The sequence below is a fragment of the Bacteroides sp. AR29 genome (genome assembly GCF_900217715.1).
Lineage (GTDB): Bacteria > Bacteroidota > Bacteroidia > Bacteroidales > Bacteroidaceae > Bacteroides > Bacteroides uniformis.
In genome coordinates this window covers 175654-200172 of record NZ_OBMS01000004.1, presented here as the reverse complement: position 1 = coordinate 200172, position 24519 = coordinate 175654, and the positions used below count along the sequence as shown (strand labels likewise).

General features: G+C 40.5%; 25 protein-coding genes and 1 pseudogene. 16 read left to right on the top strand and 10 right to left on the bottom strand.

All coding sequences use genetic code 11. From position 1 onward, the window contains the following. From smpB to CSD97_RS03655, 7 genes are all read right to left on the bottom strand, one after another. Complete coding sequence (gene smpB / locus CSD97_RS03685; protein ID WP_005831836.1) at positions 1-453, bottom strand: SsrA-binding protein; 453 nt, start codon at positions 451-453, stop codon at positions 1-3. Positions 454-461: 8 nt separating this feature from the next. Next, entirely contained in the window at positions 462-1034 is a 573-nt protein-coding gene (locus CSD97_RS03680; RefSeq protein ID WP_005832772.1) for a Yip1 family protein, read from the bottom strand. 7 nt (positions 1035-1041) lie between these two features. Continuing rightward, positions 1042-1914 carry a hypothetical protein gene (locus CSD97_RS03675; protein WP_005831838.1) on the bottom strand — a complete coding sequence of 291 codons (873 nt, stop codon included), beginning with the start codon at positions 1912-1914 and terminating at the stop codon, positions 1042-1044. Between the two features lie 92 nt (positions 1915-2006). Continuing rightward, a complete protein-coding gene (locus CSD97_RS03670; RefSeq protein ID WP_225982668.1) occupies positions 2007-3176 on the bottom strand; it encodes a hypothetical protein in 1170 nt (389 codons plus the stop codon). A gap of 29 nt (positions 3177-3205) precedes the next feature. After that, positions 3206-3628, bottom strand: a complete 423-nt coding sequence (locus CSD97_RS03665; protein WP_008665376.1) for a DUF3244 domain-containing protein — start codon at positions 3626-3628, stop codon at positions 3206-3208. A 143-nt stretch (positions 3629-3771) separates the two neighbouring features. Next, positions 3772-5457: a tetratricopeptide repeat protein gene (locus CSD97_RS03660; RefSeq protein ID WP_244284014.1), complete on the bottom strand. Its 1686-nt coding sequence runs from the start codon at positions 5455-5457 to the stop codon at positions 3772-3774. A 94-nt stretch (positions 5458-5551) separates the two neighbouring features. Continuing rightward, a complete protein-coding gene (locus CSD97_RS03655; RefSeq protein WP_008665373.1) occupies positions 5552-6049 on the bottom strand; it encodes a DMP19 family protein in 498 nt (165 codons plus the stop codon). A gap of 444 nt (positions 6050-6493) precedes the next feature. Here CSD97_RS03655 and CSD97_RS03650 point away from each other — a divergent pair, with 444 nt between their 5' ends. From CSD97_RS03650 to CSD97_RS03565, 16 genes and pseudogenes are all read left to right on the top strand, one after another. Then, entirely contained in the window at positions 6494-7195 is a 702-nt protein-coding gene (locus CSD97_RS03650) for a nitrogen-fixing protein NifU (RefSeq protein ID WP_005832778.1), read from the top strand. A gap of 18 nt (positions 7196-7213) precedes the next feature. Beyond that, positions 7214-8224 carry a GGGtGRT protein gene (locus tag CSD97_RS03645; RefSeq protein WP_098031981.1) on the top strand — a complete coding sequence of 337 codons (1011 nt, stop codon included), beginning with the start codon at positions 7214-7216 and terminating at the stop codon, positions 8222-8224. A 344-nt stretch (positions 8225-8568) separates the two neighbouring features. Next, a complete protein-coding gene (locus CSD97_RS03640; protein WP_004310792.1) occupies positions 8569-9786 on the top strand; it encodes a site-specific integrase in 1218 nt (405 codons plus the stop codon). An 80-nt stretch (positions 9787-9866) separates the two neighbouring features. Further along, positions 9867-10709, top strand: coding sequence for a hypothetical protein (locus CSD97_RS03635; RefSeq protein WP_004310791.1), 843 nt, complete (start codon positions 9867-9869; stop codon positions 10707-10709). Between the two features lie 283 nt (positions 10710-10992). After that, complete coding sequence (locus CSD97_RS03625; protein ID WP_004310790.1) at positions 10993-12060, top strand: hypothetical protein; 1068 nt, start codon at positions 10993-10995, stop codon at positions 12058-12060. Between the two features lie 400 nt (positions 12061-12460). Further along, positions 12461-12646 (top strand): hypothetical protein, encoded by a 186-nt coding sequence (locus CSD97_RS19010; protein ID WP_005832785.1) that lies wholly within the window; start codon positions 12461-12463, stop codon positions 12644-12646. Next, on the top strand, positions 12606-13262 hold the full coding sequence (locus CSD97_RS03615) for a hypothetical protein (RefSeq protein WP_005832787.1): 657 nt from the start codon (positions 12606-12608) through the stop codon (positions 13260-13262). Before CSD97_RS19010 ends, CSD97_RS03615 begins: the two co-directional genes overlap by 41 nt. Before the next feature lie 468 nt (positions 13263-13730). Then, positions 13731-14750: a DUF3871 family protein gene (locus CSD97_RS03610; RefSeq protein ID WP_005832789.1), complete on the top strand. Its 1020-nt coding sequence runs from the start codon at positions 13731-13733 to the stop codon at positions 14748-14750. Positions 14751-14835: 85 nt separating this feature from the next. Beyond that, positions 14836-15282 carry a JAB domain-containing protein gene (locus tag CSD97_RS03605; RefSeq protein ID WP_005832792.1) on the top strand — a complete coding sequence of 149 codons (447 nt, stop codon included), beginning with the start codon at positions 14836-14838 and terminating at the stop codon, positions 15280-15282. 150 nt (positions 15283-15432) lie between these two features. After that, complete coding sequence (locus tag CSD97_RS03600; protein WP_004310785.1) at positions 15433-16020, top strand: tyrosine-type recombinase/integrase; 588 nt, start codon at positions 15433-15435, stop codon at positions 16018-16020. A gap of 871 nt (positions 16021-16891) precedes the next feature. Then, complete coding sequence (locus tag CSD97_RS03590) at positions 16892-17140, top strand: hypothetical protein (RefSeq protein WP_004310784.1); 249 nt, start codon at positions 16892-16894, stop codon at positions 17138-17140. Between the two features lies 1 nt (position 17141). Then, complete coding sequence (locus tag CSD97_RS03585; protein ID WP_005832797.1) at positions 17142-17552, top strand: hypothetical protein; 411 nt, start codon at positions 17142-17144, stop codon at positions 17550-17552. Between the two features lie 6 nt (positions 17553-17558). Next, complete coding sequence (locus CSD97_RS03580; protein WP_004310782.1) at positions 17559-18197, top strand: hypothetical protein; 639 nt, start codon at positions 17559-17561, stop codon at positions 18195-18197. Between the two features lie 51 nt (positions 18198-18248). Continuing rightward, positions 18249-18704, top strand: a complete 456-nt coding sequence (locus CSD97_RS03575; RefSeq protein ID WP_005923901.1) for a lipocalin family protein — start codon at positions 18249-18251, stop codon at positions 18702-18704. A gap of 193 nt (positions 18705-18897) precedes the next feature. After that, positions 18898-19488 (top strand): hypothetical protein, encoded by a 591-nt coding sequence (locus tag CSD97_RS03570; protein WP_005832800.1) that lies wholly within the window; start codon positions 18898-18900, stop codon positions 19486-19488. A 166-nt stretch (positions 19489-19654) separates the two neighbouring features. Then, positions 19655-19831, top strand: a pseudogene (locus CSD97_RS03565) (GGGtGRT protein); the annotation flags it as partial. Positions 19832-19890: 59 nt separating this feature from the next. On the opposite strand, the gene CSD97_RS03560 reads toward CSD97_RS03565, so the two are convergent. Genes CSD97_RS03560 through CSD97_RS03550 form a run of 3 tightly spaced genes read right to left on the bottom strand, consistent with a single transcriptional unit; the run spans position 19891 to position 24492 of the window. Next, positions 19891-20928 carry an alcohol dehydrogenase gene (locus CSD97_RS03560; protein ID WP_005832802.1) on the bottom strand — a complete coding sequence of 346 codons (1038 nt, stop codon included), beginning with the start codon at positions 20926-20928 and terminating at the stop codon, positions 19891-19893. Positions 20929-20955: 27 nt separating this feature from the next. After that, positions 20956-21753, bottom strand: coding sequence for an RNA methyltransferase (locus CSD97_RS03555; RefSeq protein ID WP_087331815.1), 798 nt, complete (start codon positions 21751-21753; stop codon positions 20956-20958). 51 nt (positions 21754-21804) lie between these two features. After that, positions 21805-24492, bottom strand: a complete 2688-nt coding sequence (locus CSD97_RS03550; RefSeq protein WP_098031979.1) for a transglutaminase domain-containing protein — start codon at positions 24490-24492, stop codon at positions 21805-21807. Positions 24493-24519: the final 27 nt, after the last annotated feature.

Here is a 24519-nt window from a genome sequence, read left to right as displayed (position 1 = left end):
TTATCTTTTAAACATACGCGCCATATCGCGTTTGTCATCTTTTTCCTTCAGTGATTCGCGCTTATCATATTGCTTCTTACCTTTGGCAAGTGCCACCACAAGTTTGGCCAGCCCTTTTTCATTGATAAACAAGCGCACGGGAACAATGGTGAAACCCGGATCTTTCGTGCCGCGCATCAGTTTTTCAAGTTCCTTCTTATTCAACAAAAGCTTGCGCTCCCTGCGTGCATTGTGGTTGTTGTACGAACCATAGAAGTATTCGGCCACATGCATGTTCTTCACCCACAATTCGCCGTTGGCAAAGTAACAGAACGTATCGACTAAGCTTGCTTTCCCCAACCGGATGGACTTGATTTCTGTGCCCGTAAGCACAATGCCGGCCGTATAGGTGTCCGTCAGTTCGTAATCGAACGTAGCACGCTTATTCTTTATATTTACAGGAGCTTGTTTCATAACATTTATCAGTTTAGCACTACCGTCAGCTTATTGAATATCCATTCAATGGCCACCGGACAAGCTATTAACAAAATAGAAGAAAGAATGGTGAAACGCAAACGGTCTTTTTCCGCTATCTGCATCACCTTTTTGCTTCCTTCCCACACAACATACACGATATAGAATTGGAGCAACAGAGCCATAATGCCGAAATCAGGCAATATGCCGATAACAATCCTCAGCATGAACACCACTACCAGTGCATAACCTGCAAACTGTTGCGCCAAAGGAATATCACTGTCCAGCATAAACATGCGGACACGCAACCCATTGATGAGATAGGCTGCCAAAAAATATCCTCCAAACAAGGATACAGCCACCGCACAGCATTGTGTCATGGCATATTGAAAGCTTTGCGGCCCGTCCCATCCCATCTTCATCAAAGAGCCGATGAAAACGGACAACCCGCATAAACCAATCATAGGATAGACAAAAGCAGTAAATACTTTTCGCCTATCCTCTAAACTAATTTCCTCCCAGGCACGAGCCGGAGAGGAAATCAGTAGTATTGCTATATGAAATAAATCTTTGTAATTCAATATCAATTTATTGATTAGTAGACGCAATTTTGTATTCTACAGTATATTCCGTATAGTTTTCCGGTATTTCTGTATTGCTATTATTTCCACTTTCATGCGACTTAATAACTAATTTAGTAGGAAGATTTCCTGCTTTTTCTTTAAACCTTTCTAAAGCATTTTTTATATCATACCCATACCAATTAGAATAATAAACATCTGTCTTATCATCAGCACCCTTATCATGACGTAGATAGAAAACAAGGTCTGTGGCCCCTGCTTCAATTTCATCCAGTACACAAGCTAAAGCAAATTTATGCATCTTAAACTTATCGTTGTCATTTTGCAGTCTCCAAGCTATAGGAGTTACAAGTATATCCTTGTTATACAAAAATGGCTGAACTGACCCATTTTCCAATTTCAAAGTTATCACCGGTGCTGTTTCCGGCGCATCAACAACCAAGCTTTCTGCTGTCATTGATACGACAGCGTTTGCAAAAGAAATAGGCTGAAAATTCTTCAAAGTGAAGTTGGTAGTTTTAGATTTTTCATTCGTCTCAGGTTCTATGCTCTTTCCTAAGATGATTCCCATTCGAGAATCTGAAATCTTCAAACTCGAATTTGCCTCAAATTGAGTAACAGAAGCCGATGTAGGTTGATAAGTGTTACCCGCAGCATCTTCAAAAGAGAGTAATCCCATATAGTTATTCACTAAAACCATGCCATAAATGTCATCATACTCTCCGTCATCTGAATTCAGACACGAAGTAAACGCAATGCCCATCAACAATGTCAAGGCAACCATCAAGAATTTTAATTGTTTCATCTTTCCTATAAATATTAGAGTTTGCAAATTTAGATAAAAGAATTGAGTAATATAGCACTCTCCTCGTTTTTTCATTGTTTTTAAGATTAAATGAAAGATTAATCTAAATACTGCACGCCCCAATATTTATTTAACATTTATAAACAACCATAATTTAGACAATCACATTATTCTAAAACATATTCTCCTACCAATTTCCCTGTTGTTGGATTATATGTTCTAGCTTCAAAAGAAGAAAAGCAGTCTCCACTCCATTTTCCTTTAACTCTAAACGTTTTAGTATCCCCTATTTTCCTTAATGTAGCAACGTAAGTCAAACTACCTTTGTACATGACTAACACCGCATCAAGTTTTACAGTTTCACCTGGTTGAATCGGGATTTGTCCAGTTCTCGTTTTTGTTACCGTTTTACTATCACTTGTACCATAAGTCCAAGATTTATTTGTCTGCTGCTGTACAGAAACATTTACTCCAAGCGAAGAATCATCTCCTACCACATTAGGTATACCCACGTTCAATCCTCCTGAAATAGTGACACTTACTCCTTCTGTTTTTGAAAAATCAGATTTTTCTGTATAGCTTGTAGATAAAGAATAGTTCCATGTATCAACGCTTAAATGTTCATTTGTATATTCATCATGGTCACAAATCACTTCTGTAGGTTCAAAGCTGTCAACCGTAGTCCGTACATACTCTAAACCAACAAGTTCATATTCACCAACAGGAACTATTTCCCATAAAGCGAGGCTTGAGGAATTATTCGTTTTAAACTTTACAGAGGAAGACGTTGAAGATTCTGATTGCAAATAATAAGAAGACAAACCAGTATTAAAGTTTCCATACATCGTATATATCATACAATTAGCATCAGCCAAACAATTAAAGCTTAAGCCAGGTCCAGCCAAAGGTGAATCAAAAGTTGATTTATTCCAATAACTCAAACGAAGATTATCAGGTATTTCTGAAGATAAATAGTTATTAGGAGTAACAACTCCATATGTATCGGATGTCACTCTATTATTTCCCCCAGCAACAACAATAGTTCTTCCATACTTCAGATACCATCTCTGCCTCAAAGATCCATCATCTTTATCTGTTAAACAAATTTCAGTACCTTTCTCTTTACAAGTAAGATACTTTTGTTTAGAGTTTCCAATATTCAAAATATTCACTGGAATTTCGGCAAGCTCACTTATCGGATCAAAATCCGCACTAGAACCTATCGCCCTTGTCATCACCTGCCCCACACCACTACTTTCCACAAAGTTATCCAATTCCTCTTGCTCACAAGAAAATAGAGCTAACACTCCTACCAACAATAAACTAATCTTTTTCATAAGCATTACATTTTTTAGTTAACAATATATCATAATTCAAAACAGCCATATGCATATGCCCCATTATCTCCTTTAATTTCTATACAATACTCCCCTGATACTCCGAAAGGAAGTTGCAAATATTTCCGAAGGGGAGATAGAATATTCTCGGAAGAAGAATAAATCACAGAACCATTTTGGGAAATGGCAATTTCCACTACCCCGATTCCTTCCATAAAATCCAATTCCACGGAATAATTAGAATCTTCAACGAATACAACAAATGGCACTAATGGTATAACGGAACGGCTTCCATCTTCTTTTCCCGTAGTCAGAATTTCAAAAGGAATATCATTTGAATGCAAAAAGACTTCTTCTTTTCCAGAAGCAATACTTATGTCGACCAAAGGATTAGCATCGACCTTTAATAAAGAAAATAACAACAATACAGATAAGATAATTTTCAGTTTCATAGTCTTTCATTTTTTATTTATACAAAATTAGGGACTATTCAACAATAATTCAGCAATAACTATGCGGACAAAAATAGGGTAGGTAATAAATTATATATCAACACACTACAAAGAAACATATAGGACAAAAAAACGTTTTTTTCTCAATACATCATTATCATTTGCTCTAAAGAATCATTCTTAGTAAGTCCTAAATCTGCTTTTAGTCTTTGTCTGTTTTTATATATGGATTTCATTTCACAATCAAAAACAATCATTAATTGCTTGTTAGAGAATCCCACTTTCAGCAACGCAGCCAACAATAATTCATTTTTTGTTAAATCAAACTCTTGTTTAAGTCGAGTAATAAAATTCGCATGAACCAAATCCAGAAAGTCAAATATATGTTGCCGTTCAGCAATAGTCATATTACTAATAATCAAATTTCCTTGCTTCAATTCCTCTAATACAAACAAGGCGTCAACACTCGAATTCTCACATACTCGCTTATTTTCTGCTATTAAACAAAGGATTTTTCTATTCAGGATTCCTATTTCCTCTTTTTTAGCCTGACGTTCTTGTAAGCTCACATTCTCCAATTCTGCAATTCTACAAGCATATCTATTAAAAATTGCATTATTATTTCCAATAATCTCGACATTACGCAACAATTTTGTTCGATACCTTTTCCTAACCAGAAAGAAAGCGATGATGCCCAACCCTAATATGAATACAAATAAAAACAAATAAAAATAAGTCTGTTTCTCATTTTCCAGCCTTATCTGTTTATTTTCCAAAATAAGCTTATCATTTTCATACTTATTCTGCAAATCCAACAACTGCTTTTGCAGTTCAGCATTACGAGTCACCTCTAATAATGAATCAGACTTCTCTTTATACAAAAACGCTTTCAAATAATTACCATCTTTTTTATGCATATCAGCCAAATAGTAATATGCACCCGAAGACACAAAAATATTAGTTGCATTGATACAAGAAACAAAACAATCTTCAGCTTTTTTCTTTTGACCTACTTCAGAATAAACACGTCCCAAAGACAAACTATAACGATATTTATCATTTAAATTATCACAAACTTCCATTGCATTTGAAAAATACTCTATTGCTTGTGGATATCGTTTTTCATTATTGGCAATAAGTCCTAATAAATGTAGAAAAGATGCCTTCATACCACTAACAGTGTCACTCAACACAAGCCCTTTTTCAGCATACCAACCTGCACTATCATTATGATGTACCGAAAAATAGCCTCTTGCCATATTCCTATAACCATATAAAATACGACGTCTGTCACTCGCCAGTTCATAGTACCTGATAGAATGTTTAAAATTGTCTATAGAATTTTCATACAATCCTTGAACCGAGTTCAAATACCCTATATATTCCCAGACCATCCCTTGTACTTTATAATCCCTAGTTTCTTCCAAGAGACTCGATGCTTCCAGATAAGCCTGCATAGCATCTGAGAAGCGCTCCTTTAACAACATCACTTTTCCATAATAAAAGTAAGCCTTCCCTGCCTTCAATTTATCACCTTCCTGTTTATAATATTCTACCGCTATCATTATCAATGAGTCTGACTGCAAATTATCCAAATAGTTTTTATCCAAAGCCTGCGTTAAAAGCAAAGCATAATCTGCTCTCTGTTGTCCTCTCATACATTCGGGACATTCAATTTGACTCAGAAGCGACAAGGCACTATCAGGAAATAATTCCATACACGCTTCCACACGTCTTAAGACATTATTGTCCTCTTTTTCTTGTACACATGAGATAAACAATACAAGAATCATCAATAAATTAATTCCATTTTTCATCCCGGCATTCATAGCTCGCATATTTTAGCTTTCAGATAGCACATCTCTCCAATACCGAAAGGCAAGAATGGGTATAGGCTAATATGCCTTTCCTCGTTACTCTCTATCACACAATCTTGGCAAACAGCTCCAAATGCTCATCCACATAGCCGGCAACCAAAGCTGTATATTCCTCCTCTTTTTCCAAAAATTCATCTTCCAGTTCATCGAAAGCCTCATATTGCTCGTACATTGCCATAAATTCCTCGTCTGTGCGTTCGCGTTCCAAGTCGTCACGATGGCTATCGTATATTTTCTTGGCAGCATAAACCAACTTGCTCAAATCGCCCACTCCCCACAAACGCATCACTTTGGCAAACGGATTGTCGAAAATATAACCGCCATAACCATTTTGAATCAGTTGGCAGAAGCCCCCTTCCATCACTTCATCACGGAATATCTGATAGGCCAACAATGAATGCTGTTCACCGGTAAGCAAAGACATCGTCCCGGCAGTCATTTCTCCGCCTATTTCTTTCTTATAAGCACCGGTGAATACGCCGATGAATGCATCCATCCCTTCGCCGGCAGCCTGGCGCAATGCCACATCTGTAACTTCTATCATAGTTTGTATTTTATTTAATTGTGCCACAAAGGTAAGACTTTGCAGTCATAGTCAAACACGGACTCCCCTTTATTTTCTTCGCCTTGCCAACCAGTTGGCAGGATTTTGCCTTACCATTGGCAAGACTTTGCCACCGCGTTGGCAAAACTTTGCCATGGGCATGGCAAAAGTTTGCCAAGACGCAAGCAAGGGGTTGGCAAAATTACTTCCTGATTAACAAGCACATACCTTATTGATTCACAAACCCTATCAGAGACGAGAAAAAACAGTCAACTGCAAACTCCACTTTACATTCCGCAGAAATTCAGCTTCTTATTACTTCTTTTTAATAAAAAAGTCAAATTGAACAGTTGGCAGAAACGGGGAAAACAACTAACTTTGCACCCGACTAATAAAAGTGGACTACGTTTTTTTTAATTATATCACTTAAAAAAAGAGCTAATTATGACTTATTCACACGAAGTGGAACACATGTGTGTTGTGAAGAAAGGTCCTAACCACGGACCGGCTCCTATTCCCGAAGAAGGTAAATGGGTAAAAGCTAAAGAAATTGTTGACATCTCTGGTCTGACACACGGTATTGGCTGGTGTGCTCCTCAGCAAGGTGCATGTAAATTAACCCTCAATGTAAAGGAAGGCGTTATCCAGGAAGCTTTGGTTGAGACTATCGGTTGCTCCGGTATGACTCACTCTGCTGCTATGGCATCAGAAATCCTCCCGGGAAAGACTATCCTCGAAGCATTGAATACTGACCTCGTTTGCGACGCTATCAACACAGCTATGCGCGAACTCTTCCTGCAAATCGTTTACGGTCGTACTCAGTCTGCTTTCTCTGAAGGCGGTTTGATTATCGGTGCCGGTCTGGAAGACTTGGGTAAAGGTCTGCGCAGCCAGGTAGGTACACTGTACGGTACTTTGGCTAAAGGTCCCCGTTACCTGGAAATGGCTGAAGGTTACATCAAGAATGTATTCCTGGACAAGGACGACCAAATTTGCGGATACGAGTTTGTTCACCTGGGCAAGTTCATGGATGAAATCAAGAAGGGAACTGACGCAAACGAAGCTTTGAAGAAAGTTACCGGTACTTACGGACGCGTAACAGCAGAACAAGGAGCAGTTAAACACATTGACCCACGTCACGAATAATATAAGGAGGAAAAGAATATGATTAGAGAAGTGAAATTTGAAAGTCAAGACCGTCGTATCAAGCAGATCATCGCTGCCCTGAACGAAAACGGCATCAAAGACATCGAAGAGGCTAACGCTATCTGCGAAGCTCATGGACTTGATCCTTATATGACGTGTGAAGAAACTCAGCCTATCTGTTTTGAAAATGCAAAATGGGCCTACGTTGTAGGTTGCGCCATCGCTATCAAGAAGGGCTGCAAGAACGCTGCTGAAGCTGCCGAAGCTATCGGTATCGGCCTGCAGGCATTCTGTATCCCGGGTTCTGTAGCCGACGACCGTAAGGTTGGTATCGGTCATGGTAACCTGGCTGCCATGTTGCTGCGCGAGGAGACTAAGTGCTTCGCTTTCCTGGCAGGTCACGAGTCATTCGCTGCTGCCGAAGGTGCTATCAAAATTGCCGCTAAAGCAGACAAAGTACGTAAAGAGCCTCTGCGTTGTATCCTGAACGGTCTCGGCAAGGACGCTGCACAGATTATCTCCCGTATCAACGGCTTTACATACGTTCAGACTCAATTCGACTACTACACAGGTGAACTGAAAGTAGTTAGTGAAATCGCATACAGCGACGGTCCTCGTGCCAAAGTAAAATGCTACGGTGCAGACGATGTTCGCGAAGGTGTGGCTATCATGTGGAAAGAAGGCGTGGATGTATCTATCACTGGTAACTCTACGAACCCGACCCGCTTCCAGCACCCGGTTGCCGGTACTTATAAGAAAGAACGCGTATTGGCTGGTAAGCCGTACTTCTCAGTAGCATCCGGTGGTGGTACTGGTCGTACTCTGCACCCGGACAACATGGCTGCCGGACCGGCTTCTTACGGTATGACAGACACCATGGGTCGTATGCACTCAGACGCTCAGTTCGCTGGTTCTTCATCAGTTCCTGCCCACGTAGAAATGATGGGATTCCTGGGTATCGGTAACAACCCGATGGTAGGATGTACAGTGGCTTGTGCGGTTGACGTGGCTCAGGCTTTGGCTAAGTAATTAAAGTTACATTATATAAATAAACTCCTGTAGTCCATGTGATTACAGGAGTTTTTTATTTGTGGTAACTTGACTTAGATAACAGATTGAAGCACCTTGCATCACTCATTATTTGGAGTGAATGAATGGTGAATCAGTAAGGAGATAACAAGATAAATCCTGCTTTATTTAAGTCCAAACAACTCATGTAAAGAGTAGCCAATTACCCCTCAAATCAAGCCATAAACAGGTTACTTTTGCAGCCGATTTGCAGCCGAATTTGCCATTCTTAAAAAACGGCTGCAAGAATTGGCATAATCAACTATAATACAATGCGATACACTCCATATAACATTTAATTTAAAATGGAGAAACATTGTACAATGGTTTACTTTTCATTAAGAGAAAGTAAGCAAAACAAAAAAGGTCTATCACCTATTGAGGTTTCAATCACCACTAACGGAAAGAGAATCTACTTTAGTACAGGTAAACACGTACCTGCTGCTGACTGGAACAAAGAGAAGCAAGCTGTAAAAGGCAAGAGTGAAGAAGCGCAGCTAATCAACGGTTATCTGATTCAACTACGGAATAAGATATATCAAAAAGAAATTGAGCTACTCCAAAAGGGGTATCTTATCACTGCTGAACTATTAAAAGAAGCTATCACAGATAAGGTGGAAGCTCTGAACGAGAAGACTTTATTGGATGTTCTGAACGAACATAATACAGAGCGCAAAGCAATGGTAGGTAAAACTGTTGCCCCTGCCACTTATTGGGTGTTTGAATATACAGGCAGATTATTCAAAGAGTTTATTCAGAAGAAATATGAGCGTAAGGACTTATATTTAAGAGAGATAAACTTGGGCTTCATTCAAGGATTCCATGCTTTCCTTTTAGGAGAGAAGAAGATGGGACAAAACTCCTGCACCAAACATTTAAAGTTCTTAAAGAAGTTGCTAAATTTAGCTGTCGCCAACTCTTATATATCCTACAATCCTGTAAATGCTTATAAAGTAGAACGCGAACCCGTAGAAGTGGATTTCTTGGATGAAGAAGAATTGAGGAAGATTATCAACTTTGATACTCCCCTACCAAGATTGGAACGAGCTAAAGATATGTTTCTCTTTGGGTGCTTCACAGGGCTTAGCTACATTGACATTAAGACCTTGACACCAGAACACTTTGAGAAAGATAACACTGGCAGAATATGGATTAAGAAACGTAGGGTTAAGACAGGGGTTCTATCACGCATTCCCCTACTCCCCATCGCCAAACTGATATTGGATAAGTACAAAGGTGGAGAGAAATTACTCCCTATTCAAGACCCTGCGGACATCAACAAATATCTAAAGGATATAGCTATACTTTGTGGAATTAATAAACGAATTTGCTTCCACACAAGTAGGCACACCTTTGCAAGTACAATTACTTTAGCCAATAACATATCGCTGGAAGTTGTTTCTAAGATGTTAGGACATACCAATACACGAATGACTGCCCACTATGCAAAGCTGATAGACAAGTGCATAGGTGAGCAGATGGATAAACTCATGGATACGTTTACAGGAGCTTCTGATTACTAAAGCATATCCTATCCACAAATTCCTCACTTGTAGCAATGCAGGTGGGGATTATTTTTTAATTTTGCCTTAAACTAATAATTATGGAGAAGCTAAAGGAAGATTACATAAGCATTGATACTCGTTTGGAATACATGGAAGCCATAGCCGTTAAATATGTTCCAGACGTAGATATAGACCCAGCCACAGGAGAAAGATACGTCTGCGGCACTACCGCCTTACCCCTATTCATAAGAAGATACAATCAGAATGAACTATATGGTAATTTCACATACGAAGATTATATAGCCAATGAGGACATACAGAATACATTGAAAGGTTTGGGAGTTGATATAGATAAGTTCTGGTTTCTACTTCTGTTCATCTTTGACTATACTTGTGGAACGTGCTTGGACGGAATGAAAGCTACAGGCATTGGAATAGAACAACTCATCAAATTCGCCAAAGCCATAGCTGACAACCATAAGGAGATTAACCAATTTGGAGTAAGTTTTAAAAAGCCTATTACCGTCTCTGTAAAGATTGAAGGCAAGCATCAGATAGTAATTGACAATGCCAATGCAATAGGTTACTTGGCTACTATCATTGCCAACAACCTAAAAGAGATAGAGGAACATCCTTGGATGCAGAACCAACAAGTCAGCATAAGCACCCATGCAGAAGAAAAGGAATCCGTTCAGATATGGCTGTTCTATAAGATGTTCAATGACTTCTTCAATTTAGAGCCATATAATAAGCTGTTTAATGTCAGACAGAAGAAAGGAAGCACCATATCACTTAGTAAGACATTGCTCATATCAAGGCTTATCTACTTCACTAAGCTATCTAAACATAGTAAATTCTCAGATGATGAAGATGTCCTAAAAGGTTACATCAAGCAATATAAAGACAAGAGAATTGATACTGCGAACAGCATATACTTCTAATAAACTTCTGATAATTAATACAGTCCTGCTCCGTACCATTAAGAGGGTACATAAGAGCAGGACTTTTTTTCTCTCTTTTAATCCTGCCATTATATCCCATCTTTGCAGCGTCAAAACGATAGCGGACGAGCTGACAATTAAGAGGGGAAGTAAAACCACCCATTAATTTCTCTCTTTTAATCAGCCCAGAAGCAAGTAGTTTTGCAGCGTAATCAGAAAGCCAAGTGCGTATAGGTTGGACGGTTACAAAGAACTTAATTTGATAATTAAAAACAAGATGACAATGAAAACAATGACTAAGACAGCAGGAAAGACTGCAACCAGCAAATCAGTAGCTAATGCTAAAGCAGGAAAGGCAGTGCGCACTCTCAGCTTACAACAACAGTTGATTAAAGCTGAAAGAGATTTGAAGAACATAGTTAACAGACAGTTGGGAGAAACCGTTCTACACGCCCAAGAGTTAATTGTGAAACAATTAAAGCAGGCTATTGAAGAGAAGAATAGTAAAGCCCTCACACTTAAAGACGAACCTATTACATTCCAATTAACTAAAACTGAGGAGAAGGTCTCTAAGAAGATTGCCTTTGTAAAACATAACAGAAGCATTGATTCAAAGAAAGTAGATACGTTCATTGCTATTATTGACAATGGCAAATATGAAGAAGCCTATCCCATCATCGTGATAGAAGCTTCAAAACTAATAAAGGCAGGATATGTCGTAACAGATGTAAACGGTAGAGTTCTGACAGAAGAAGAGGCAGAAGGCTACTTTGTAATCTTGGACGGTCAACACAGAAGCACAGCATTTGCCAAACTAAACTCTGTCAAAGGTAATATGACTATCCCCAATGTCTTTGTTAAGGATATTAAGGATATAGGAACTTATTTGGAAGAAATCAACAGAGTTGGTAATTGGGATATGAAAGCCAAGATAGGGGTTGCTGCCTTGACATCCAAAGATGAACTCTTTGAGAATATGGCTGAACTAATCCAACAGGGATTCAATCCTACGACAGCAGGTCTGATTTATACCAAGAAGAACATTCCAGAGAAGATATTGAACAAGGTTTTAAGAAGAGAAGAATACAATCTACCAAAAGATGCCATAGTTGACATCAAGAGAGGTAACGATTTTATAACTCTATGCAAAGCTGCCAAAATCAGCGTCACATTTCTCACTAAACGTTACTTCATTAAAGGATTTAACAGTTATGCTAAAGTACATGGCGAAGAACAAGCATTCAAGGCTTTGGATAAGCTAAAACAATTAGAACTTAATGATGACAAACTAAAGAAAATAAAGGAAGATGATGATTTTCAAGCAATGCTACAAAATGCTTTAGAAGCATAATACATACTACGGAGCAAAGCCCATGTGACAGGTGGGCTTGTTCTCCCCAAGTTCTTAGAATTTCTGAATAGTCTAAAGTCTGATTACTAAATGTGTGGTCTTATCATTAGTTTCTCACTTATGGAGTTACTATCTTTACAGTACTACAAGCAGATAATCCCACCACATAGATTGACGGACTTACAAACTATTCAGAATATCTAAAATGGAAGAATTTACTTATGAGCAGATAAGAGTTAAGGCTCTTAAACAGGGAGTAAAAGATAACAAGGTTCACATTGGATTGTGGGCTAATCTTAATAACTATCTAAAGACAAGGAGAAAGAAGAATGGAAAGGTTGCTACCTATTATATCTCATTGCAGAAGTTGGCTTATTAATTCACTGATATTTAAACTGATATGATAATTCATCTGCCAACAGGAAAGAAGTTCCATAACAGAAAGGAAGCTAAGATATATTTTGGCACTGCCTACTATTACAAAATGGAACGTGAGAAAAAATATTTAGTGTTTACCAACAATGTTCAATCAGCTACTAATGAATATGAAGATACCTCAAAAATACCTGCAAAACAGGATAAGTAACATTAGGCAGGATTATGCTACTATTAACAAATCTATTGTAGATAAACTCAATCCTCCTAATCTGTACAGGTTCTTCTGTCTGTCCTTATATAGAAATGACTATTATAAGGTCAGATGGAGAATTAAGGATTTAGCTAAGCGGACTGGAGAGGAAGAAACTGCACTAAAGAATTTCAATAAGGATATAGAAGCTGTGTTGGTTAGAAAGAGATACCCTGTACCAATCAACCACCCTCTTATTGACTTTACAATGAGAAGTCTTTACTGCATCCCACCCATAGACCGCCCCAACTTTATAACACTGTCCTACCTCTTTATAAAAGTGGATTTGGATATTAAAGTGAAAGGATATTATATCAAGCTCTTATTGATAGCAGAAGATAACAAGATATTGCTTTCTCTTAATAAGTTGGCTGACAAATTGGGAATGGGTAAGAAAAATGTAGAGAGTTACAATCTGGATTTATATAATGCAGGTCTGTTAAAATTCATACCCAAAGGGATAGAACTTACTCCAAAGGAACTATTATTAGACAATGATATAGCCAAACAACGTAAGGAGTGGAATCCAACCAACTCAAAAAACGTGGTTAAGATAGCTTTCAAGTCCAAATAACAGGCAAGTAGGATTTTTCGTACTGTTTATTAATATATTAAGAGATAGTACGAATAATCCCCACTCTGTCTTATTCTGACTTTAGAAGCATCTAAAGTTGAATTTCTACGATAAGGGTAAGCAGCCCTTATGAATGCTACTTCGTAATGACAATTTTAAACCATCAGAGTAATGCACAAGACACCCCTACCCACATAAACACCCCCTCATAGCTCTTAAATAAAAAGAATGCTTTAGAAATGCAGTCTGATAGTTGGCAGGAATAAGCATTCTTATTAATCCAAGAACAGGCACGATGCACTATTATCACAACCAACCTATAATTTACTAATGCTCCTCATTTCCTTTGAAAGAATCTTTAGGGAAAGACATAGGACAGCCTAAGATACAAGCGAAGAAATTCACTTGTGTTTTAGGTTTGTTCCTATTAAATCCATTCAATCAATAACCATTTAATTCAATTTCATTATGAGAGATTTAGTAATTATGCCAGCTATGGCACAGCGTAGAGAATCATTAAACATGGGTGAGTTTGCAGAAGAAGCAATCATTGTGGAAGAAGTAGCAGCACCCAAGAGAGTAAACCATTTCATTGAAGCCAACACGCAGGAAGTAACCTTACAGCACTTACAGCAAGACTGCATCATTCCAAGTTTTGCATCAATGGAGGAAACCATAAGCCACCAATCCTTTATAGGTGCAGTAGTGGATGCAGCTAAGGATTACTTTCATGGAGAACAGTTTGATATGCCAGAGATTAGAATCTCACACCCTATCAATGGCAGAATACCAAGTGCATTAGGTAAGAAAGCATCTGAATTGACAGACGAAGAGAAAACTTTGTTCTATCAGAGAATGTGTTTCTGTTTTGAAATTCCATCCATTGTACATGATGAATACGGTAATCGTTTAGCGTTATCCATTGGTGGAGTGAGAGCATATAACGAGATTAACCTATACAGTAAGAAGTCTGTTGAGAGATTTAAAATCTTCATAGGCTTTCGTAATCGTGTGTGCTCAAATTTAATGCTTACTACTGACGGCTTGCAGGATAAGATAGAAGTCCTAAGCGTACAGGAACTATATGCAGCAGCATTGAATCTGTTCCATGCTTACAACCCATCCAAAGACCTGCACTTGTTAAGAACACTTGGGCAGATGTCAATCTCAACAAGTGAGTTCTGTCAGATAATAGGCAGGATGAGATTATATCAAGCTCTTACACCCAACCAACAGAAGCGCTTACCTCGTCTATTGTTGGGAGACAGTCAAATTAATGCAGCTTGCAGAGCATTCGTTTCTGATGTGAATTTCAAGAGTACAGAGGACAGCATTACAGGCTGGCAGCTCTTAAACCTGCTCAATGGTTCTGTAAAGTCAAGTTACATTGATAACTTCTTGGAGAGGAATCTTAACTGTACAGAGTTTGTACAAGGCATTCAACGTGCCAAATTAGGAGATAGTGAATACGCTTGGTTCTTGGGCTGAGTGGATTGTTGATTGAAAGAGGAAGGGACATCATTAAGTTGGTGTCCTTTCTTTATTTCTACCAACTTATTAAACATTGTACATTATGGATATAGATTATACTGTGGGTGAAGTGGAACTGTCCTACAAACCAAAATTTAAAAGTCTGCATCAAGTAACTTGTTCAGAGGATGCTTATAAATACTTACTTCCTACCTATAAGGAAGGAACTATCTGTTACAAAGAATATTTTAAAGTCTTGTTTCTAAACCAAGCCAGCCAAATTTTAGGTTACACTCTCATTTCAGAGGGAGGAATTACTGAAACTTGTGCTGATGTCAGAGTAATTTTACAAGCTGCATTGCTCACCAATTCAGTAGCTATCATTCTTGCTCATAACCACCCAAGCGGTAACACGAAACCAAGCAGGCAGGATATAGAGATTACTAAACAGGTCAAGGATGCAGCAAGACTTATGAGGATTACAGTAACAGACCACCTCATATTAACAGATGCAGGATATTACAGCTTCGCAGACGAGGGAGAATTATAATAAGGTAAATGGCACTCAATTTTTAAGTTGGGTGTCCTTATCATATTCACTTTGATAATTAGTGAATGTTCCTTTAGTAATCAGTGAGTTAGTAAATCCAACTCAGAATTAATATTCACTTCTATTCATTTCATTATAAAACAGAACATTATGTCACTTAAATATTCAAGCACAACGGCAGACTATCTTGTTTGGTCTGATGCAATGAACCTCATAAGGAAGTTAGCCAAAGACGAGAATTATAAAATCTCACTCCTTATAGCTTTAGGATGCTTCACAGGATTAAGAATATCTGATATTCTATCTCTAAGATGGAAGCAGATATTAGATACTGACGAGTTTACAGTAATTGAACAAAAGACAGGCAAGGTAAGGACTATCAGACTAAACCCACAATTACAACATCATATTAAAGAGTGCTACGAGCATATAAATCCAGTTGGAATCAATGCGCCAATCCTTATCAGTCAGAAAGGCACTATCTTCACAATTCAGAGAATCAATATCATTCTTAAAGAGGTGAAGAAGAAGTACAGGCTAAAGATTAAGAACTTTAGCTGCCATTCTCTTAGAAAGACTTTTGGTAGACAGGTCTATAACATGAACAGTGATAATGCTGAACTTGCTTTAGTAAAGCTGATGGAACTGTTCAACCATAGTTCTGTTGCCATTACTAAAAGATACTTGGGATTAAGGCAGGAAGAAATCTTACAGACTTATGACTGTTTGAGCTTCTAATTGATTGGGACAGGATTATTAAGATACATCTTTATAGTGGTCTGAATGGTTCTGTCCCAAATCAATGAAATATTGAGCTTAGATACATCTAAAGCCCAATCTTGACAGTTTGGCATTTCAGCCTTATAGAAGTAATGCAATTCCATTAGTTTACAGAGTTTATAACTATCTCAACTCTTATTAATCATGTTACAGGTAGCACTTCTTGAATATCCAACAATATGCTGACCTAAAGATAATAATTCAAGGTAGGTAAGAATATTCAGAATTTAGTCCTTATATGGGGAGAAGTGAATTTGATACCCACATGGATTTAGAGAGTTCAGATGCAATTCTGCTTAAATATCTTATTCAGACTATGTTTGAGGGCATAGAATTTACTATTAATCCACACTTCATGCCTATTAATTTAGAACCTTTCATTATCTTTGCATCAATTCCAATGAACTAATGCGTTAGGGAGTTGGAAGGACATAGTTAACGAAAGGTGTTATTGAAATTATCTTCTACTGACAAATTCTCGCAAAATTTGAAATGGAGTGAAGATGATAGCAGTAGCACCCACACTTGGATATATACCTACCTCATAGTTGCGAGGTTTCTATATGCCCTTTGGTGTGGGTCGCTATTGTTTTATCTACTCCAAAGGCAATGCGAGAAGCCCGTCAGTAAGATAAAGCAAATAGTGTTCCCACATCTTTTTTATTTATGCTCATCTTTGGGAACAGATGAGTGCAAATATCCTAATTATGACTAAAATGCAATATAATGGGGAAGACCCCAAATTATCAGAATTCTTTGTTATCCTTATAGTTCTGGTAGTAATTGGAATAGCAGCATGGCTGTTCTCTTAATAATTGAAAGGCATACTATGAATAATATATTTGCCAGACTATTCTGTTCTAAGAATCATTCAACAAGTGATGAAGCATACAATATTGTTGAGAGCATGGCTAAAGCAAAACCGCTATACAAAGAGCTTATCAAACAAGCTCACCCAGACAAACACCCCAACAATAAAGATGTAGCAGAGGAACTAACAGCAATGATTAATAACAACAGATTCAATTACAGAGAACTCTTAAAGATTAAGGATTTAGTAAATGATAAATTAGTGTAATATGAATATTGTCGATTTCTTTAAAAACTTACTCAATTCTTTAGTAGGTACTTCATTGGAGCGAATGAAGTTGATAAATACGATGAATCAAACTTTCAAAGACAGCTATTGTTCTGGTGCATTAGATAGATTCTGCAAAGTCTCTATAACAGTTGGAGATACAAACTATGCGCATGAAATGAGTGCATTCTTTTTAAGAAGTGGGTTTAAAATCTCCATAGAGAACAATAATAATATAAAGGATTCTGAATTTAGAGATATATCTCAATACATATTATCAAACAAACCTTTCATAAGACAACTGATGACTTTAGGATTTGATACTCTTATCGTAACAGGTAAAACTTCAAGAAAGGGAATGCAATATTGTTTAAAAAGTTATACGCAATTAGGAGGTTTCTCATTAGAATAAATCATCATGTGGCATTCAGTTATAGACATTTACTCAATACATATCAGCAGACTATATGGCAGTTTGCATAATAAAGAACTTATTCAAGGATTAATAGCACAAACATTTACTATTGAGAGAAAAGATATTAGTAAATGGTACTCACCTCATAACAATATGCAGGAAACTCAAAGATTACACCTTGAACATAAGTTGCTTTTTACTAATGGAAAGATTGCGAGTTGTGACACAATAAGCTATCTAAATGGATTTCAATCAAGACTTTACACAAGAACATTTGAAGGCAGCAAAGTACATATTAAAGAATATATGCTTAAAGGATATATGAATCCACAGCCAGCTCCAACTCATGAAGGTTCTACTATTGAGAATATAACTCGTTATATTAAAGACACAGAAAAGGAAGGACAGTTAGCAGGCAGAACAATAGTATCTGATTGGGATGATAACGGTGTAAAGAAACAAGCTATCGTTAAATATAATCATTTAGGACATATAATCTTATATGACTCTTGGTGGAATGGCAAGAGAATAAAGAAAGAGTTTGAATATCAATACGACAATCATAATAATTGGGTAGAATGTAAAGAATATCATGATGGCAACTACGTGAACTTACATTTATGTCAATATAAGTACAAATGAGAGCGATTGAGAGAAAAGTTTACATATTACTAACTAAAGAACAATTTAATAATGAAAACTTTAAGATTAATTGGAATGACCTTGTTAATGGTCATGTTGGCTGTAAACTTTACAGCTTGTAGCGATGATGAAGAAGAACAGACAATCATTGACCAAGCCAACCTTATAGGTAAATGGCAGTCCACTTGGGAGAAGGTTCACAAAGTGGAGAATGGCAAGGAAGTTGTCACCTCTGATGAAGCCTACACCAATGGCTTATGGGAGTTCAAAGCTGACGGTACTTGCACAGAAGGCTATGCGGACGGTGGATATACAGAAACAAGTCGCTGGTCTTTGAAAGGCAATAAGCTGACTATCTCTTACGATGACGGTTATTCGGATGTCCTTACTATCAATGAGCTTACAGCTAATAAATTGGTTCTCGCCTTTGAGGATTGGGATAATACGGATGACGGTGGTTTAGAGTTAGACGATATTACTACGACCACCTACAAGAAGATTAACTAATTGCCAAACTAATTTAAGGCAGGGCAGCATTTGAGGGAACTCTTATGCTGCTTCTCTTTTATAGAATGTTCCACAACACCCCATTCGCAAGAATATAACAACCAAAGCATTGCTATTAAAAGAGGAATGATTACCTTTGTCTTAAACTCATAATCAAACAAATTATGGAATACATCAACGAATTTCACAAAGAATGGATAGAACGCACTCGTCAATCAATAGCCTCTTGGAGCAAGCGACCTGCATCGCCAGAAGAAGTAAGGAAGCAGCAGGAGAAACTGAATCAACAGAGGGCTATAAGAGAAGACAAACAGAAGAACTGATAAAGTTTGCCAATGACAATGGTCTATGGATTGACTTATCACACCTCAATATTACTTATATGGATAGAGGTGGTGAGAATGAAGTGTTCCATGATGGTAATGTGTCTGTTGTAAAATTAAATAACTTTGAGTACGCAGGGGATGATTTAGAGAACTTCTTCATCCGCATTGCTGCACATAACAAGTTCTTTGGCAATGTGCCTTATCAAATGATAGGCTTCGCTTATAACAGTCAGCAAGAATTTTGCGCAGTTCTCGTACAACCTTATATATTAGCTGAACGAGAAGCTACGGAAGACGAGATAGCTGCTTATATGCAAGCATTAGGCTTTGAAATGGACTATTACGACGAATACCATAATTCGGATTATGAAGTGTTTGATGCAGTTCCCAATAATGTACTTTATGGCATAGACGGAGATTTATACTTCATTGACACGCAAATTAGATTACGGTCTTAACTCCATTAGGAGTACTCTCATCTAAAGGGTAACGCATAGGCATTTGCCCATGATGCAGCCCTTTTTGATAATTCGTTCTTTTATTTACTAACAAGGAGTTTACCCATTGCTATTATAGCATTGATTAATAACAGCTTGCAAATACTTACAGGGATGCTGTGTCGCTGCCTCTTACGGTATGACCGATACTATGGGACGTATGCACTCAGACGCTCAGTTCGCCGGTTCATCTTCAGTTCCTGCTCACGTGGAAATGATGGGATTCCTCGGCATCGGTAACAACCCGATGGTAGGATGTACAGTGGCTTGTGCGGTTGACGTGGCTCAAGCTTTGAGCAAGTAAGTAGCAAGTAAATAATTACATAGAAAAAGAGGATAGCCTTCATTGGCTATCCTCTTTTTCTATCTACCCACAATCGCCACCTTTATCACCCCCTCCAGCCTATTCTCAAAAATACGGTAGGCTTCGTCAATTTCCTCCAACGAGAAACGATGTGTGATAAGCGGTGTGGTATCTATCTGTCCCGCCGCTATCAGGCGCAGTATCTCGGCACAATCGCACCCATCCACACCACCGGTCTTGAAGACAAGATTCTTGCCATACATCTCCGGCAAGGGCAATAACTGAGGCTGGTCATAAAGCGCCACAATGGTGACAATGGCATTGGGACGGGCACACTCCCATGCCAAGCGGAAAGTATCTTCCGTGCCGGCAACTTCAAGTACGACATCTGCCCCACCATGGTCGCTATGCTTCCTCACAAAGTCTTTGCAGTTTTCCGGCCCAATGACCAGCACCTCCGGATAATGCTCGCGGACAAAACGGATTCTTTCGGCCGACTGCTCGCAGACAATAATGCGACGGGGCTTCTTCAGCATGGAACAAAGCAGGGTACAAATACCCGTCGGCCCGGCACCGATGATGAGTACAGTGTCTTCCTCGGTTATTTCGGAGATACGGGCAGCCCAGAAGCCGGTGGCCAACACATCGCCTACCAAGAGCGCCTGCTCGTCGCTTACCGTATCGGGAATACGGTTCAGTCCCTGGTCGGCATAAGGCACACGTACATATTCCGCCTGGCCGCCATCGATACGGCACCCCAAAGCCCAACCGCCATTAGTGTCGGTACAGTTGTTCACATATCCGTGACGACAAAAGAAACATTTACCACAAAAAGTCTCCACATTCACAGTCACACGGTCGCCGGGCTTTACCGACTCAACTTCGGCACCCACCTGCTCTACGATGCCCACCATTTCGTGTCCTACCGTAATTCCGGGTACGGCGCGCGGTACACTTCCATGCTTTATATGCAAGTCACTGGTGCATATGCTACCCAGTGTCACCCGCACAATAGCATCACGTGCATCTTCCAATACCGGTATCGGTTTCTCAAGCAATCCGAACTTTCCGTGTTCAATATAAGTATATGCCAACATAATATATGCTTTTTTGAGTTATCACTTCTAAACGCGAAGTTGCCAGAAAGCAACAGCCGCTGCGGCCGCCACGTTCAGCGAATCTACACCGTGCGCCATGGGGATACGAACCACATAGTCGGCTCCCGCAATCGCTTCGTGCGAAAGACCATCTCCCTCAGTACCCATCACAATAGCCAACCGGGGCTCGGTCTTCAAAACGGGATTGTCTATGGAAATGGAATTGTCCGTAAGCGCCATGGCCGCCGTGCGGAAACCCAACTCACCGAGCGTATCCAGAGGACCGTCCATCCACGTCCACGGCACAAGAAAAACCGTTCCCATTGAAACCCGGACCGCACGACGGTTCAGAGGGTCGCAGGAATTACGTGTCAACAGCACAGCATCCATGCCAAGAGCTGCCGCCGAACGGAAGATGGCCCCAATATTGGTGGTATCCACCACCCCGTCGATAACCACAATACGCCGGGCTCCCCGGCAGACGTCCTCCATACTCTTCGGAACCGGACGGCGCATGGCACAAAGAACGCCACGCGTCAAAACGTAGCCGGTCAGCTCGGCAAGCAATTCCCTACCGCTTGTGTAGACGGGTATATCGCCACAACGCTCAATGATTTCAGCAGCATCCCCATAGATGTGCTTGTGCTCACACAAAAGGGCCAAAGGCTCGTAGCCGGCATCCAGAGCCACCTTGATAACCTTAGGACTCTCAGCTATAAACAGCCCTTTGTCCGGCTCAAGGCGATTGCGTAACTGGGCTTCGGTAAGGGTACTGAATATCTCCACACCGGGATGGGTCAAAGATGATATTTCGATAACAGGCATCGGATGATTTACTATTTGACGATTACTATTTACAATTCATGGCAGAAAGCCCTATAACCCCTTTATTGTCTTCATCAGTTGTTCTCCCAGTCCGATGGTATATCCTTGCGATACAAAGACCACCCGATTGAAAGTATCGGCTATGATGAATATCGGCAGGCTCTCTTTGTGCTTCAACTTCATACTTTCTGCAATCTGCGCAGCGATACCGTCCGTATCTATACCATAAATAATGGTAGAGGGCAAATCGGGGAATGACTCGCGGGCGAACTTGCCGGCTTTGGCCTCATCAGGGAACAGCAACACCATCTTACGCCCCCACTTCTCCAAATCAGCCTTGAATGAAGCGATGTCGCGCAACGCATGATTGGTTGGCTCTTGATTGACACCCAGAATGCCTACGACAAAGTAACCGCGCCCACAAGCCTGCAGCAGACTCTGCCGGGCTGCGGAGCCGGCGTCCGGCAGCGGAGTGAAGAGAGACTCCGAATTAAAGTTCCCGATAACCTGCACCTCATCCTCGCTCTCGCGCATCACCAATTCAATTTCCGTTGTCTTCTCCGGCAGAATATTGAAAAAGGTGGTTTTAGAAAGTACCGCACCGCTGGCAAGGCGTGTACCGGTCACCAAAACATAATCTCCGGCCTCCAGAGCTGTTCCTTCCTTCAGCAGATTGCTCCATGTAGTACCGCCGCCCATATCTGCATCGCCTTCGTCATAGGAAAGCAATTGCAAACTGCCCTGCGGGGTCTGTTTGGAAAGAGTGAAATGAGAATAGTATTTCGGGTTATCCAACGAACGGATAGGCTTATAGGAAGCCACCAACTTTCCCTTCGAAGCAATTCCTTCTGCCATAAAGACCGGCTCTTCCGAATGATGGTTCAAGTCCACATCCATCGCACCATCATCCCCTATCAACTGTACTTTGCCGGTCACTCCGTTGATACGGGCAGGGATTGCCATGCTGCGTGCCATGGAGACGAAGAAAATGTCACGGCTATGGGCATCAGCCACACGGGCCTTCCAGACCCCTTCCGGAGAAATGGGAGCCCCTCCCAAATTACAGTCATTGTCTACCCGGATATTTTGGGCCACCCATGCCACCAGTTTCATCGGTTCTGCCTTGTATGCCTCAGCATCTTCCTTTGAGACGGCTTTCTTGAAAAATCCTTTATAGGGGGTCAGCATCTCGTTGCTTACGCGTGGATTGCGCACATATCTGCGGAAATGGTCGGCATTCTTGCACATACGGGATTGCATGTGGTCCATCAGAACTTCCAGTGTAACGTCGCGGAGGTCTTTTGCCGAAATCCGTTGGAGCAGGTCCAGACCTCCTCTTTTGGACTTTTCAGAGCGCAACCGTGCCATGAAGTCGACAATGACCCGATGGTTTCCTCTGGAAGCGACCAGTATCCGTGAAACGGCATCTTCGTCGAGCTTGTACCGCCGGGCAAAATAACGCGCCGTCTCATCCGTCATGAACATAGACACATAAGCGTTGCGGATGGAATCTTCATGGACCATGCGGCGGTCATTCGCCGCACGCTGTTCGGGCGTAACCGCCGGCAACTCCGCATTTTCGGGGGGCGGCACAAGTTCAAAATCTACCGCATGGCCGCCGCCGGCAGTCTTATCCATCTTCACAACCAGTTCATGGTCCTTACCGAAAGACAGTTTGGCATAGCCGAATTTTCCGTCTTTGGAAGCCCATACCAGCATGTCACCCTTACCGGCCGTCAAAAAAGCCTTTCCCTCCGCATCGGTCCGCTTCCGGGCTACGGTATAAAACTCAGCATAATTGTAGAGTTTGAACTCCACACAAGCATCGGGCACCGGCTTGCCTTGCCCGTCCGTTACCGTAACCGTGGCCTTGGCCGTCGGTGCATAGTTACCGATTACATTGATTTCCGTATAATTGGGAGTGACGGACATCACTTCTTCCACTCCTTCATAACGTCCGAAAACTTTGGTATGCATCAACATGCCGCGGCTGGCCGGAGCATTGAACCAACCAAGGTTGAGTACCGGTTCGGGTTCGCAGGCTCCAAGAAAATACCATTTCCCGTCTGCCCATGCTTCTACCCACGCATGATTGTCGTCGGTATGCGCCCACCGGGGTGTGTAGACCTGACGAGCAGGGATACCCACCGAACGCAAGGCGGCAACCAGCAAGGTAGATTCCTCGCCACAACGCCCGTATGCCGTGCGTACCGTTGCCAAAGGCGAACTGGTACGGGCATCGGAGGGAGTATAGATAGCCTTCTCGTGGCACCAGTGGTTCACCTCCAGAATGGCATCATAGAGGGACAGAGACTTGACACGATTCTTCAGTTCTTCGTAAAACACTACCCGTGCACTGTCCAGATGCTCATTGTTGACCCGCACCGGAAGTACAAAATGACGAAACAAATCCTCAGGAATAACTTTTCCCCAAGGCATCTCATCGGCAGCCTTTTGGGAGGCGCGCACGTTCATCAGATGAAATTCTCCGGAATAATCGGCAATGTCTGCCAAAGGCATATAGGCATAAAGGAACTCCAAAGCTTCGCGTTCGTACGACGTCAAGTCCGTATCAAATATGGCAAACAAATCGCCCTGCGGCAACCTTTCTTTTTTTTGATTGAAGTCTTGCTCCACACGTTGGCGGTAAGAAGTGTCTGTAATGAAAGAACGTTTGCCGCAAGAGGCAAGCAAACATACCAGTCCGAGAAATCCCAGAAGTCGTGCAACTCGTTTCATAACGCAATTATTAAGGTTGAACCACAA